This is a genomic window from Gilliamella sp. X-60, from assembly GCF_057063585.1.
On sequence record NZ_JBXSQJ010000015.1, the window covers coordinates 52,251 to 65,958 of the forward strand.

General features: G+C 34.5%; 13 protein-coding genes and 3 tRNA genes. 9 read left to right on the top strand and 7 right to left on the bottom strand.

Annotated features, from left to right (window positions below; genetic code table 11):
- Positions 1-19 precede the first annotated feature (19 nt).
- From asd to ACYIAM_RS08865, 3 genes are all read right to left on the bottom strand, one after another.
- Entirely contained in the window at positions 20-1,123 is a 1,104-nt protein-coding gene (asd, locus tag ACYIAM_RS08855; protein ID WP_483747999.1) for an aspartate-semialdehyde dehydrogenase, read from the bottom strand.
- Between the two features lie 1,020 nt (positions 1,124-2,143).
- Positions 2,144-2,220 (bottom strand) — tRNA-Pro (locus ACYIAM_RS08860).
- A 25-nt stretch (positions 2,221-2,245) separates the two neighbouring features.
- Positions 2,246-2,321 (bottom strand) — tRNA-His (locus ACYIAM_RS08865).
- An 816-nt stretch (positions 2,322-3,137) separates the two neighbouring features.
- Here ACYIAM_RS08865 and ACYIAM_RS08870 point away from each other — a divergent pair.
- Both ACYIAM_RS08870 and ACYIAM_RS08875 read left to right on the top strand, forming a co-directional pair.
- On the top strand, positions 3,138-3,818 hold the full coding sequence (locus tag ACYIAM_RS08870; protein ID WP_065638031.1) for a response regulator transcription factor: 681 nt from the start codon (positions 3,138-3,140) through the stop codon (positions 3,816-3,818).
- A gap of 19 nt (positions 3,819-3,837) precedes the next feature.
- Complete coding sequence (locus ACYIAM_RS08875) at positions 3,838-5,136, top strand: ATP-binding protein (RefSeq protein WP_174796473.1); 1,299 nt, start codon at positions 3,838-3,840, stop codon at positions 5,134-5,136.
- A gap of 10 nt (positions 5,137-5,146) precedes the next feature.
- On the opposite strand, the gene ACYIAM_RS08880 is transcribed toward ACYIAM_RS08875, so the two are convergent.
- Positions 5,147-5,896 (bottom strand): M15 family metallopeptidase, encoded by a 750-nt coding sequence (locus ACYIAM_RS08880; RefSeq protein ID WP_483748000.1) that lies wholly within the window; start codon positions 5,894-5,896, stop codon positions 5,147-5,149.
- Positions 5,897-6,054: 158 nt separating this feature from the next.
- Here ACYIAM_RS08880 and rlmN point away from each other — a divergent pair, with 158 nt between their 5' ends.
- The 3 genes from rlmN to ACYIAM_RS08895 are packed head-to-tail and all read left to right on the top strand — an operon-like array spanning position 6,055 to position 8,468.
- On the top strand, positions 6,055-7,188 hold the full coding sequence (rlmN, locus tag ACYIAM_RS08885; RefSeq protein WP_483748008.1) for a dual-specificity RNA methyltransferase RlmN: 1,134 nt from the start codon (positions 6,055-6,057) through the stop codon (positions 7,186-7,188).
- 27 nt (positions 7,189-7,215) lie between these two features.
- On the top strand, positions 7,216-7,836 hold the full coding sequence (locus ACYIAM_RS08890; protein ID WP_483748001.1) for a tetratricopeptide repeat protein: 621 nt from the start codon (positions 7,216-7,218) through the stop codon (positions 7,834-7,836).
- 56 nt (positions 7,837-7,892) lie between these two features.
- A complete protein-coding gene (locus tag ACYIAM_RS08895) occupies positions 7,893-8,468 on the top strand; it encodes a manganese efflux pump MntP (RefSeq protein ID WP_174796469.1) in 576 nt (191 codons plus the stop codon).
- Between the two features lie 497 nt (positions 8,469-8,965).
- On the opposite strand, the gene groL is transcribed toward ACYIAM_RS08895, so the two are convergent.
- The 3 genes from groL to ACYIAM_RS08910 all read right to left on the bottom strand — a co-directional run bounded on the left by groL (position 8,966) and on the right by ACYIAM_RS08910 (position 11,536).
- Positions 8,966-10,612 carry a chaperonin GroEL gene (groL, locus tag ACYIAM_RS08900; protein WP_483748002.1) on the bottom strand — a complete coding sequence of 549 codons (1,647 nt, stop codon included), beginning with the start codon at positions 10,610-10,612 and terminating at the stop codon, positions 8,966-8,968.
- A gap of 47 nt (positions 10,613-10,659) precedes the next feature.
- Positions 10,660-10,953 carry a co-chaperone GroES gene (locus tag ACYIAM_RS08905; RefSeq protein WP_034915350.1) on the bottom strand — a complete coding sequence of 98 codons (294 nt, stop codon included), beginning with the start codon at positions 10,951-10,953 and terminating at the stop codon, positions 10,660-10,662.
- Positions 10,954-11,098: 145 nt separating this feature from the next.
- Positions 11,099-11,536, bottom strand: a complete 438-nt coding sequence (locus ACYIAM_RS08910; protein ID WP_483748003.1) for an FxsA family protein — start codon at positions 11,534-11,536, stop codon at positions 11,099-11,101.
- Positions 11,537-11,695: 159 nt separating this feature from the next.
- On the opposite strand from ACYIAM_RS08910, the gene ACYIAM_RS08915 reads away from it, so the two are divergent.
- The 4 genes from ACYIAM_RS08915 to ACYIAM_RS08930 all read left to right on the top strand — a co-directional run.
- A tRNA-Phe gene (locus ACYIAM_RS08915) sits at positions 11,696-11,771 on the top strand.
- Positions 11,772-12,213: 442 nt separating this feature from the next.
- On the top strand, positions 12,214-13,086 hold the full coding sequence (locus ACYIAM_RS08920; protein ID WP_483748004.1) for a phosphorothioated DNA-binding restriction endonuclease: 873 nt from the start codon (positions 12,214-12,216) through the stop codon (positions 13,084-13,086).
- Positions 13,087-13,091: 5 nt separating this feature from the next.
- On the top strand, positions 13,092-13,523 hold the full coding sequence (locus ACYIAM_RS08925; RefSeq protein ID WP_483748005.1) for an SRA domain-containing endonuclease: 432 nt from the start codon (positions 13,092-13,094) through the stop codon (positions 13,521-13,523).
- A gap of 68 nt (positions 13,524-13,591) precedes the next feature.
- Positions 13,592-13,708: transposase (locus ACYIAM_RS08930; RefSeq protein ID WP_483747552.1), on the top strand; the 117-nt coding region annotated here is incomplete at its 3' end.

Sequence of the window (13,708 nt, forward strand, 5' to 3'; positions counted from 1 at the left end):
TTGCCATTTTATGTTTAATTTAGGCTAAAATGCGTAACATTCTTCGTAATGGTTCAGCCGCGCCCCATAATAATTGGTCACCAACAGTAAAGGCAGATAAATAATCTTTACCCATATTAAGTTTACGTAATCGACCAACTGGTGTGGTTAAGGTACCTGTTACTGCGGCTGGTGTCAGCTCTCGCATGGAAATATCACGATCATTCTGCACGACTTTTACCCAATCATTATGAGCAGCAAGCAGTTTTTCAATTTCAGACACACTGATATCTTTTTTCAACTTAATAGTAAAAGCTTGGCTATGACAACGTAGTGCACCAATACGAACACAAAGTCCATCAACTGGAATAATTTGGCTGGTACCTAAGATTTTGTTGGTCTCAGCTTGTCCTTTCCATTCCTCTTTGCTTTGACCATTATCAAGCGCCTTATCGATCCAAGGAATTAAACTTCCTGCTAACGGTACACCAAAATTATCGATTGGTAAGCTACCATCACGCATTTTTTGGGTCACTTTTCTCTCAATATCTAAAATAGAAGAATGCGGATTTTGTAACTCTTTGGCAACCTCAGCATTTAGCATCCCCATTTGAGTAAGCAGTTCACGCATATGGCGCGCACCACCACCTGAAGCAGCTTGATAAGTTGAAACCGAAACCCAATCAATAAGGTTTTCAGCAAATAAACCACCAAGAGACATTAACATTAAGCTCACAGTACAGTTACCACCAACAAAAGTTTTAATACCTTTATCTAAAGCAGCATGAATGTTAGCTTTGTTCACAGGATCGAGCACAATGATTGCATCATCTTCCATACGTAATGTTGATGCCGCATCGATCCAATAACCTTGCCAACCCGTTGCACGTAATTTTGAATAAATCTCGGAGGTATAATCGCCACCTTGGCAAGTAACAATAATATCTAACGCTTTTAATGCATCAATATTATCTGCACTTTGCAATGTGCCTGTTTTACCGCCAAAAGTGGGAGCTACTTGACCTGCTTGAGAGGTAGAAAAGAAAACAGGATTGATATAATCAAAATCATGTTCTTCAACCATACGTTGCATAAGAACAGACCCCACCATTCCACGCCAACCTACAAAACCAACATTTTTCATAATTTATTCCCAATACCTAGAGGTTATATAAAGAGATATTTTTATCTATTAAAACAAAATATCACCATAAAACAAGTCAGATAAGAATTATTTTTGTAGGCAGGGATATAATAACATGGTGTTATATATTGAAAGAGAAAACAATTACAATAACTAACAGAAAAAATGAATCATCATCTGCAACCAAATACCACTTCTAGATAATACATTCACTACTTTAACAACTTGATTCATTTTATATTTATTGAAATGATTTGGTTACTAGTTGATTTATTTGTAACAACTTATATGTACCTAACGTATTTCTTGGTTGGGTAATTCCTACACATGAAGATATAAGCATTATTGCTGATTAAATTATTTATAGAACCATTTATTATAAAATTTGGTGACAGAATTAACTATCATCTTTAAATTAGCAAATACACCAAATATAGGATGAGATCTATGTTTTGTATTTAAATTTACGCGCAGCTTGACTGCGTAATGCTAGTGCTTCAACAACCGACTTACTATTCTTTCTAAAACAACATATTCCTCATCAAGAATATCATGGTCTAAACTTGGGACTCCTAAACGTACTTTTATGAGCCAATAGAGATGGCATTGGTTAAGGCATAATTCCCCAATTGTTGTTTAAAGTCACAACTAAATTTTTTGACAACAATATGTGCTGCTATGATTTTTATTTATACTATAGCGATCATCTTTCTCCTCTTTTTGGCAAGGAGAAATAAGTTGCCATCTGATTCCAATAAGATGAAACGGTATAGAATCCAGAATAATTTTTACAAGCAGAAGACTAAAATAAAAGCAAAACGGTCAAAAATGTGTGTCGAGAGCAAAACATACGTTAGCATAAAAAACTAAGGCAAAGCGAATTGCAACTAGCTGATAACCGAAACAGTCAGGGAAATGAATAATAAGCAACACCAATGATGAAAAGAGGAGGCTATCTGAATTTTTGATAGAAGATAATAAAAAAGCCCACTTGGATAAGTAGGCTTTTTTATTGAAATTTGGTCGGCGAGAGAGGATTCGAACCTCCGACCCACTGGTCCCAAACCAGTTGCGCTACCAAGCTGCGCTACTCGCCGTTAGATGCTCTTTGCGTTCTATAAATGGGGTGGCTAATGGGATTCGAACCCACGACAACTGGAATCACAATCCAGGGCTCTACCAACTGAGCTATAGCCACCATAGAAGCAGGACGAAATATTACGCATAAAAAATAACATTGTCCAGCAGAATTTTAAAAAAACTCACTGATTGATTATATAAGAAGCGCTAAAAGTATAAAATTTGACAACTTTCAATTCACTCTTTAGTAAAGGCACTTTTGGCTGAAATACTGATTTCTTTGTTGGATCGATTATTGTTAGCAATTTTAACACGCCCAAATCAATGAGTTGCTAGCAATCCCTTTTTAGCATAATGTTTTGGTACTTTAAGTTCAACATTAGCACATCAGTAACTACGCCTGTAAGCTATGGCTGTTCACATATACCTTAGATTCTAAAGATAATGGGCATGCTTTTTTATTAAATTAGGAAAACATAAGCATTTTTTAATGGTCAGTTTTAGCTATTTGGCGGTAACAGAAGCAGAAAAGACAACAATATTGGTTTTGTCAATCCTAAAGCCTGTAAGACGTCAAACTTCAGCAAATTTATTCTTTCCTAATTACTTGTGGTTTTATTTTTTATCTCCATATTCTATCCATAAAGTAGATATTTGATGATGAAACATTAACATATTACTTTATTATACCTTAGCAGAGAATTGAATGATGTAATTGCAGAATAAACAATCAATTCTACTTATATTCTTGGGTTAGAACATATGCTACAACATATAGCTAACCTAAAACTTTTTTACATTATTAATAACAGTAAATTAAAACATCAGGGATCGTTCAAAATATGTAATATTTTAGTAAAAGAACCTGACTTTTTTTTTATTATTGCAATAATGTAAAAATCTAAATTAAATAACAATGGCGATTGCGATTATGATAAATATTTTATTAATTGATGATGATATTGAACTATCACAAATGCTTAGCGAATATTTGACTAATGAAGGTTTTAATATCAAAAGTGTTTATTTAGGTAAAGATGGTATTGATGAAGCATTATCAGGAAAATATCGTGCCGCAATTTTAGATGTCATGTTACCCGATATTAATGGCATTGATGTTCTTAAAAGCATACGACAACAATGTAATATGCCAGTTATTATGTTAACAGCCAAAGGCGACAATATTGATCGTGTATTGGGGTTAGAATTAGGGGCGGATGATTATATCCCTAAACCATGTTATCCTCGAGAATTATTAGCCAGATTACGTGCTGTTTTACGTCGTTTTGATGAACGTTCAGTTGAAATGGTTGATGATAAAAAATATCATTTTAATGGTTTAACTTTAGATCTACCACAACGCTTATGTACTTGGAATGGACAAGTCATTGATTTGACATCAACCGAGTTTAATTTATTAGTCTTATTGGTAAAACATAGTGAGCGAGTGGTGACTAAAGAAGAGTTATCGGAAATCGGGCTTGGTCGAGCACGAGAACTTTACGACCGCAGTGTCGATGTTCATATTAGTAATATTCGTCAAAAATTACATCAAATAGCACAAAATGATGTAACGATTGAAACAATTAGAGCGGTCGGTTACCGTATCCGTTAACGACCAATAGGCTTTTAGTATGAATCGTCGATTATTTTGGAAAATACTCATTATATTTTGGGTTATTTTTTATCTCACCTTCCAATTAACTTGGATTGCATTTTCGATTTATGTAGAAAATAAAAATCAAAGATTCCTCAATCATATGCCGACAAAAGTCGATATGATTGCTCAGTTATTGCATGTGGCAGGTGAAGATGAAACACTTAATTTTATAGCGCATTTGCCCGAACAAGAAAGGGCTTTATTATCAATAAAATTAGTTTCCCCAATAAATGAGCAAGTCAATATACTGACTGATGAATTAGAAACGCCAACATATGTTTATCAACGTATGGCAGCAGCGCCTGACGGAACGCTTTATTCTGTTTCATTTAAAGAAGATAAGGACGATCATACTAAAAAAACATTGTTCAATATGCCAATGCCAATAGTGTTAATGGGAATATGTGTTGGACTTGTCTTTAGTCTTTTTTTAGCATGGAATTTAACCAGACCTATGAGACTATTAAGACAAGGTTTTTTCAGGGTCTCTCAAGGCGATCTTTCTGTCCGATTATTCAATAAATTAAAACCTCGCCGCGATGAGTTGAGTGAACTCGGTAAAGATTTTGATATGATGGTTGAACAACTTAATATATTGATATCTGATCGCCAATCTCTCCTTCATGACGTCTCTCATGAGCTCAGAACGCCACTTGCTCGTTTACAGCTAGCAATTGGGCTTGCTCAACAAAATAAACAAAACATTGATACGGCTTTGGCTAGGATAGAGTTAGAATCACAACGATTAGATCAGCTAATTGGTGAGATTCTAAATTATTCTCGAGCCGAAATGAATAATCGCACCGATGAATATTTTGACTTAAAAGATTTAATAAGTGTAGTTATCAATGATGCTAACTATGAGGCGAATCACCAGTTAATTGATGTACATTTTATTTCATCACCAATTACTCATTCAATTGTTAAAGGCAATTCAGAACAAATACGCCGTGCTATTGAAAATATTATCCGTAATGCTATTCGCTTTTCACAGGCAGGACAAGCAGTAGAAGTTTCATTAAAAGAAACAGGCAAGTATTTGCAAATTGAAGTAAAAGATCGTGGACCTGGTGTTGAAGCTAATAAACTATCCAGTATTTTTGAACCGTTTGTTCGTATTCAGTCTCCGCAATTAGGCAAAGGTTATGGGTTAGGGTTAGCAATAGCCAGAAAGACTGTCATTATGCATAACGGTACTATCCAAGCAACTAATCGCGATGGTGGTGGTCTTATTGTAACAATAAGTTTGCCATATTGGAGAAAACTTCAATAATAAAAACATGTTAATAACAATCAGTATTAACCGTTAACACATACTCTTTAACTAGGTTTTCTAACTTGATTTTATCGTGACCTGTAAAAGTTAAGGCTTTCATGATAGCATTTGGATCGCTTTCTAATATAGCTTTATATTGTGCGATATATTGGCTAGCGATCGATTTGTATGACCAATGCCATTCTTCAGGTTGATATCCTCCTTTTCTTCCATCATTAAATGCTTGGCAAAATCCATATTTGGGAAGATTTTCTTGAAGCCACTTATAAAGAATTACGCCTTTTTTATCATTTCTAAAATATTCAGAAGAAACACTCGTAATATCGATATCAGTACCCCAATGATGGCGAGAAGTACCTGGCATGGATGAGTATTTTAAAATCTGTTTCGCAATTTTTTGCGGATCATTGAGCTTAGCAAACAATGCATCCCATTTCCGTTGCCAAATTCCATTTTGGTAAGTGTAATTTCGCGTTGCACTTACTACAACAAAAGGAATATCTGGGTGAACTTTTTTAAAGTCATTATAAGCCTTTATAAGTTGTCTAGTTGGCTCTTTCTGCAGGTACATTCCTTTTTTATTAACAGGCAGTATGGTTGAGTCCAAGGCGATAAAGTTATCGTCTTTTTTTTCATCAAACTGTCCAATCAGTTTATTTAATGGGATTTGTTTTGCCATAGTAAAAGTAGAAAATAGAAGTAACGCTAAGTTTAAAGCCAAACTACCAGTTTTTTTAAATATTATGGATTTTATCATCTTTTAGCATTACCAATATTCTATTAGCCAGATTAAGTTAAAAACAGTATAATCTTTTTCCTAAAAATTGAAATAGCCATAATGTGTAAAAACGAGGCCTTATGTTAACACCATCTACATCCAACACGTCTATTAATTGTTCAGGCGTTACAAATACAATGAATCTTAATACAACTAATCACACAAACGAAAAAATAAATTTACTCAATTTTACACGCCAACAATTAAGAGAGTTTTTTATATCACTTGGCGAAAAGCCATTTCGAGCCGATCAAGTGATGAAATGGATCTATCATTTTGGGATAGATGATTTTGATCAAATGACCGATATCAATAAAAAGTTACGTGAGCAACTAAAAACTTTAGCTGAAATTAAAGCACCGATGATTGCAATGGAGCAACGCTCATCAGACGGCACAATTAAATGGGCGCTTGATGTTGGAAACAATCAAATGATTGAGTCTGTTTATATTCCTGAGCGTGATCGTGCAACATTATGTGTTTCATCACAAGTTGGCTGTGCATTAGCGTGTAAATTTTGTTCCACAGCACAACAAGGATTTAATCGAAATTTAACCGTCTCTGAAATTATTGGTCAAGTGTGGCGGGCGTCAAATGCTATTGGTGTAACCGGTAAACTGGCTGATAGACCTATCACCAATGTCGTTATGATGGGAATGGGAGAGCCACTACTTAATTTATCTAATGTGGCACCAGCTATGGAAATCATGTTAGATGATTTTGGTTATGGTTTATCAAAAAGACGTGTCACACTATCAACGTCAGGAGTTGTTCCCGCTTTAGATAAACTAGCTGGTATGATTGATGTAGCATTAGCAATCTCGCTCCATGCGCCAAATGATACTATTCGCAGTGAAATTATGCCAATAAATGAAAAGTATAACATGGCAATGCTACGAGATTCTATTTTACGCTATCTTTCTACTTCAAATGCCAATCATGGTAAAGTAACAATTGAATATGTATTACTTAATCAAATTAACGATGGCGTTGAGCATGCGCACGAGCTGGCAAAATTTCTTAAAGATGTACCTAGTAAAATTAATTTAATTCCTTGGAATCCATTCCCTGGAGCACCGTATGCTCGCTGCTCTAATACACGCATTGACCGTTTTATGAAAACACTGATGGCATACGGTTTTACAGTAATTGTTCGTAAGACACGTGGTGATGATATTGATGCAGCATGTGGACAATTGGCTGGCGAGGTTGTTGACCGTACCAAAAGAACACTTTATAAAAAACAAAATCTAGTTCAGCAAACAATATAAAGATAACTCTTTATAAAGGAAGAATAGATGCAAAAATCGTTAATTATATCTAGCTGTTTTTTGATGGTGATACTATCGGGCTGTCAAATGAAAAACAGCAATGAGTTTGATCCAGAAAAGGCAGCTTTAGCTAGAATGCGACTTGGATTAGGTTATCTTGCTAAAGCAAATGAATCAGCAGAAAATATCAAAGCAGCACATTATAATCTAAAATTAGCGGCACAATATTCCCCAAATAATTCTCAAGTTATGTTAGCTATGGCAATGTTTGATCAGCATGTTGGTGAATACAACGAAGCCGAAATAATTTACAAACGTATTACGCAAATGCAACCAGGTAATGGATTATATCATGTGCATTATGGTTCTTTTTTATGTGGTCGGGATCGTTATCAAGAAGCACAGCAGCAATTTCAGCAAAGCCTTGATTTAGATCGCCACCGTTGGAAAGCCGATGCTTATGAGCAATATGGCTATTGCGCTATCCAAAATAAAGATAAAAAAACAGCTGACTTAATGTTTAACCTACTTTTTCAATATGATGCAAACCGTCGAGATAGCGTCAAACAAACAGCTGAACTATATCAAAGTAAAGGCGATATTAAAGTCGCAAATTATTTATTTTCAGTAACAAAAAATAAATCATAACAAATTATTATTTAATAATAATTAAATTAATATAATGTAAAGCAAGAGTATATGTCATGAGTTTTTGGGCTATTTTGTTGTTAGCACTGGCTATGTCAACCGATGCCTTTGCTGTCGCTGTATGTCGTGGAGTTACGCTTAAATCAACCCGATTTTTAGGGGCACTCAAAGTCGGTATTTTATTTGGTTTTGTCGAAGCTATTACGCCATTACTGGGTTGGTTAATTGGTTATATTGCACTGCAATATATCGAACAATGGGACCATTGGGTTGTTTTTGCTGTCATGTTATTTTTGGGTATTAACATGATTTACAGTAGTTTTAAAAATTCTGATGAAGATTGCCAAGATGATAATGGAGACTCATCAAAAAAATCTTCTTTAATATTAATTTTTACAGCAATATCAACCAGTATTGATGCATTTGCTGTTGGGATTGGACTGGCATTAGCAAGCGTCAATATCTTTTTTGCTGCAACAATGATTGGGATAGCAACCTGTTTAATGGTTACCATTGGGCTATTGGTAGGCAATAAATTAGGATGTTTAATTGGAAAGCGAGCAGAATTTTTAGGTGGCTTGGTACTTATTCTGATTGGTATAATTACACTTTATCAACACCTATCCAATTAACCTTTTCTGACTTTCATCTAGCATAATACCCCTTGATTTTTTAAAGGGGGAATTATCATAACAATATACTCTAACATTGAGATACGCAACGGGTAACATTGGAACCAATTTTGGTAATTTTCCATAAACCGTTACCACCTAAAGGTAACAGTTTATGAAAAGCACTTCTATTTGTCCTTTTTAAATTTTACAAAATGTCATATCAAAACTATGTGTATCTTGATTATAAACTGCTTTGAATGTGCCTTTATCATGATGGTTTTATAAATTGAGTAATCATTTGTTAACGATTAAGTTGCAAATCTTTACTGGCTAACATGACCATTTTTTTATTTTGTAGAATTTCTATATCAATTTATATTTTATATCTATCAATTAAATTTTATATTTTTATTTAGCTTTAACTAATAGTTCTCGGAAGGGGGAAATTATGAAAAAGCCATCTGCATCAGCGGATGGCTTAAGTTGATTTGTATCGGTTGGATTATCGCCGAAAATTACATCATTCCGCCCATACCACCCATGCCGCCCATACCACCAGCAGCACCTAAATCAGCTTTATCATCTTTAGGTAAATCTGTCACCATACATTCAGTAGTAATCATAAGACCAGCAACAGATGCAGCATATTGTAATGCGCTACGAGTTACTTTAGTTGGATCTAAAATACCCATTGCAATCATGTCGCCATACTCTTCAGTCGCAGCATTATAACCGTAGTTACCTTGACCACCTTTAACTGCATTGATAACAACAGATGCTTCTTCACCACAGTTAGTCACGATTTGGCGTAATGGTGCTTCCATTGCACGAAGTGCAACTTTGATACCAACGTTTTGATCTTCATTCGCGCCTTTAAGTTCTGCAATTGCCGACGCAGCACGAACAAGAGCAACACCACCACCAGCAACAACACCTTCTTCAACAGCTGCACGAGTTGCATGTAAAGCATCTTCTACGCGAGCTTTCTTCTCTTTCATTTCAACTTCAGTTGCAGCACCCACTTTAATGACAGCAACACCACCAGCAAGTTTGGCAACGCGTTCTTGAAGTTTTTCTTTATCATAATCAGAAGTTGATTCTTCGATTTGTTTACGGATTTGCTCAACACGAGCAGAGATTAAAGACTCTTCACCAACGCCATCAATAATTGTAGTATTGTCTTTATTGATAACAACACGTTTGGCTTGACCTAAATCTTCAAGTGTTGCTTTTTCAAGTTCTAAACCGATTTCTTCTGAAATAACAGTACCAGCAGTTAAGATAGCAATATCTTGTAACATTGCTTTACGACGATCACCAAAACCAGGTGCTTTTACCGCAGCAACTTTAACAATACCACGCATAGTATTAACAACTAATGTTGCTAATGCTTCACCTTCAACATCCTCTGCGATAATTAATAAAGATTTACCTGCTTTAGCTACAGCCTCTAAAACTGGTAATAATTCACGAATGTTAGAGATTTTTTTGTCTACTAATAAGATATAAGGGCTTTCTAATTCAACAGTTGCCGTTTCTGGTTTGTTGATAAAGTATGGAGATAAATAACCACGATCAAATTGCATACCTTCAACAACATCAAGCTCATCTTGTAAGCCTGTACCATCTTCAACGGTGATGACACCTTCTTTACCTACTTTTTCCATTGCTTGCGCAATTAAAGTACCAACAGTTTCATCCGAGTTCGCAGAAATTGTACCAACTTGTGCAATAGCTCTAGAATCGGCACATGGCGCAGATAATTTTTTAAGTTCTTCAACCGCAGCAACAACCGCTTTATCAATACCACGTTTTAAATCCATTGGATTCATACCCGCAGCAACAGCTTTTAAACCTTCATTAACAATTGCTTGAGCAAGCACGGTTGCAGTAGTTGTACCATCACCCGCTGCATCATTCGCTTTAGAAGCGACTTCTTTCACCATTTGTGCGCCCATGTTTTCGAATTTATCTTCTAATTCGATTTCGCGAGCAACAGAAACACCGTCTTTAGTAATTGTTGGTGCACCAAATGATTTATCTAATACTACATTACGTCCTTTTGGGCCTAAAGTCACTTTAACTGCATCAGCTAATACATTAACGCCTTGAAGCATTTTGATGCGAGCATCATTACCAAATTTTACATCTTTAGCTGCCATCTTCGTATTTCTCCTAAATTCTGTCTATAAGTTTAATTATTTGCTGGTTATGCTTGAACAATAGCTAGAATATCGCTTTCTGATAAGATAAGCACTTCTTCATTATCGATTTTTTCTGTTTTAACGCCATATCCTTCATTAAAAATTACGATATCACCAACTTTAACATCTAACGGCTGAACTTGGCCATTTTCTAAAATGCGACCATTACCAACAGCTAAAACTTCACCACGTGTTGATTTACCAGCTGCTGAACCAGTTAAAACAATACCACCAGCTGATTTTGATTCTACTTCTTTGCGTTTAATGATCACACGATCATGCAATGGACGAATTTTCATTAGTTATCTCCTAGCACTAATTTTTAAATAGACAATTATTAAAAATAAATCATAAAATTACGATTTTATAATATAGTCCACTTTACATGGGGACTATTTTAAAATCTTCAAGAGGAAAAAATTAAAAAAAATTCCAGTTGATTATTTATTCATCATCCTTACGTTTAAACTCTCCCTCAATAATATCCTCATTTTGGTAACGTGTTTGTGATGATGCAAATATTGATTTAATAGGCATTTTTTTAACAATAAATTTAACAATATGTTCTTGAACATTGGGTATTAATAAAATTGCACCTAAGATATCCGTCAAAAAACCCGGGATAAGCAATAAAAAACCAGCAAAAAGCAAGGCTACACTTTTAATGATTTCATTTTTAGAACTTTGGTTATTTGCTATCTTTTGTTGCATAATACTAAGATTCTTTAAGCCTTGAGATTTAACTAATGAAAAACCAAGAATAGACGTTGCAATAATACAAATTAAAGCAAGGAAAACCCCCATTGTATTTGCAACTGTTATGAAAAAGCTAACCTCAAAATAAACATAAATAAAAAAAATAATAAAACCAATAAATCGCATATAACAATTCCTATAAGCATAGAGACATATTATTAGAAACTAGCTATTAATATGAAGATGATTAGCTATTTTTCAACCAAACGATATGTTTTTTTCAAAATATCTTACAAAAGGGATTGACTGATAATCACGAATCGTGTTTAATGTGCATCCATTGTTGCCCGGATAGCTCAGTCGGTAGAGCAGGGGATTGAAAATCCCCGTGTCCGTGGTTCGATTCCGCGTCCGGGCACCAATCACCAAATTCTAAGACCTGCTTCTAGCAGGTTTTTTTATGTCTGCCTTTCACCTTGTTTCACTACTCAACCGAATTCAACAGGAATTACCCCAAATCAAGTGGAAAATCGGATACAAACCCGGATACATTTGGTTCGATAATGGCGTGTATCCATAAAATGGCTTTAAAGATTGTTTATAAAAGTAATTATAGGAAACTATTGCTCTTAATGAATATATTCAATCTGTAGCAGATTTAATTAACTTTGCTTTCAATACTTACGTAATATCAGCTACAAATATGATTTAGATGATAATACTACTATAAGGCTTACTTAAATCTTATAACAATTACTTTTTTAGTTTTCCATTGTTTTACCTTAATGCATAAATTTTGTGAACTATTTCACAAAAATAATGTAATATTTGCAATATAAATTTATTTATTACATTCAGATAGTGTGAATATTCAAGAGTTAATACAAAAAATCACCGATATCACCATTTGGAAAAAAGGGGATCAACGAGCACCCCATAAACCATTATTGCTTCTATATGTACTATCACAATATAGACAAGGTCACAAGCGTTTATTTAATTATGGGACGGAAATTGAAACCCCGCTTTTTGATTTATTAAATCGCTTTGGGCCACAGGGAAATCATCATTATCCAAATATGCCTTTTTGGCGTTTACAAAGAGATGGCTTTTGGCAATTGACTAATATTGAAAATTGCATTAATAACAATAAACCGAGTAAAGAGCCAACCAGCAAGCAACTTACATCATGCCAAGTTTATGGTGGATTTGATGAACCAACCTACCAATATCTAACAAAACATCCTCTTGTTATTAATCAATTGGCTAAAAAGATTTTAAATCAGCACTTTCCCGAAAGTGTTCAGGAAAATTTAATCAATCAACTTGAATTTGATTTTACTGATTTTTACCGTCAACGAGATCCAAAGTTTAGACAGTTGGTGTTACGGGCTTACAACTATCAATGTGCTATCTGTGGTTACGATTTAAGGCATGACTCAGTTTCAATTGGTCTTGAAGCTGCCCATGTTAAATGGAAACAACATGGAGGGCCTTGTATTGTAAATAATGGTTTAGCTCTTTGTTCATTACATCACTCCGCTTTTGATATGGGCGTAATAGGTCTAAATAGTGACCTAAAAATCAAAATATCCAACGGTGCTAATGGTAATCAAATGGTAGAAAAGCTATTTTGGGATTTTGATGGTAAAAAAATTCTCTTACCAAGAACAAAAGAAGATTATTTACATGATCAGTTTATCGAATGGCATTTCAAGGAAGTGTTTAGGAAATAAGAATAATGAATAAAAATATCAAACAAATTGAACAGCTAATTCCAGGAACTGTCTTAAACAATCAACAACTATGTGAAATATTTAAATGTAGTCGTCAAGGTGGGATGCGTAAATCTAATACAACAAAAACTTTAGTGCTTATTACTAACCATGTTGAATCAGTTTACTCTGACGTTTGGGACAATGATATCTTGCATTACACAGGAATGGGGCAAAAAGGAGATCAAAGTCTAGACTTTATGCAGAATAAAACGCTAAATGAAATAGAGTCTAATGACATTAGAGTACATTATTTTGAAGTATTTAAATATAAAGAATATACCTATTCAGGTCATCTAGTTAGAGCAGGTGATCCTTATCAAACTAACCAACTTGATGTTAATCAGACCTTACGTAAGGTTTGGGTATTTCCGCTAAAACTGATTGAAAATATGTAACTATCCCCTAAAATAGTACAGCAAAAAAGTAGAAAATTCTCTATGATAAAAGTAAAGGGGATTTAATTATGAAAAAAATGACTGAACATCAGATTGTATCTATTTTAAAAGAAGCTGAAGCCGGTATTCCTGTCAAGGAGCTCTGTCGTAAATATGGCATGGGTAATTCAACTTTCTATAAATGG

What these genes read in the sequence shown, in the direction of transcription:
- ACYIAM_RS08905 (WP_034915350.1), bottom strand. Translation starts at nt 10,953, where the DNA reads ATGAAAATTCGTCCATTGCATGATCGTGTGATCATTAAACGCAAAGAA.
- groL (WP_483748002.1), bottom strand. Translation starts at nt 10,612, where the DNA reads ATGGCAGCTAAAGATGTAAAATTTGGTAATGATGCTCGCATCAAAATG.
- ACYIAM_RS08875 (WP_174796473.1), top strand. Translation starts at nt 3,838, where the DNA reads ATGAATCGTCGATTATTTTGGAAAATACTCATTATATTTTGGGTTATT.
- rlmN (WP_483748008.1), top strand. Translation starts at nt 6,055, where the DNA reads ATGAATCTTAATACAACTAATCACACAAACGAAAAAATAAATTTACTC.
- asd (WP_483747999.1), bottom strand. Translation starts at nt 1,123, where the DNA reads ATGAAAAATGTTGGTTTTGTAGGTTGGCGTGGAATGGTGGGGTCTGTT.
- ACYIAM_RS08890 (WP_483748001.1), top strand. Translation starts at nt 7,216, where the DNA reads ATGCAAAAATCGTTAATTATATCTAGCTGTTTTTTGATGGTGATACTA.
- ACYIAM_RS08880 (WP_483748000.1), bottom strand. Translation starts at nt 5,896, where the DNA reads ATGATAAAATCCATAATATTTAAAAAAACTGGTAGTTTGGCTTTAAAC.
- ACYIAM_RS08895 (WP_174796469.1), top strand. Translation starts at nt 7,893, where the DNA reads ATGAGTTTTTGGGCTATTTTGTTGTTAGCACTGGCTATGTCAACCGAT.
- ACYIAM_RS08925 (WP_483748005.1), top strand. Translation starts at nt 13,092, where the DNA reads ATGAATAAAAATATCAAACAAATTGAACAGCTAATTCCAGGAACTGTC.
- ACYIAM_RS08910 (WP_483748003.1), bottom strand. Translation starts at nt 11,536, where the DNA reads ATGCGATTTATTGGTTTTATTATTTTTTTTATTTATGTTTATTTTGAG.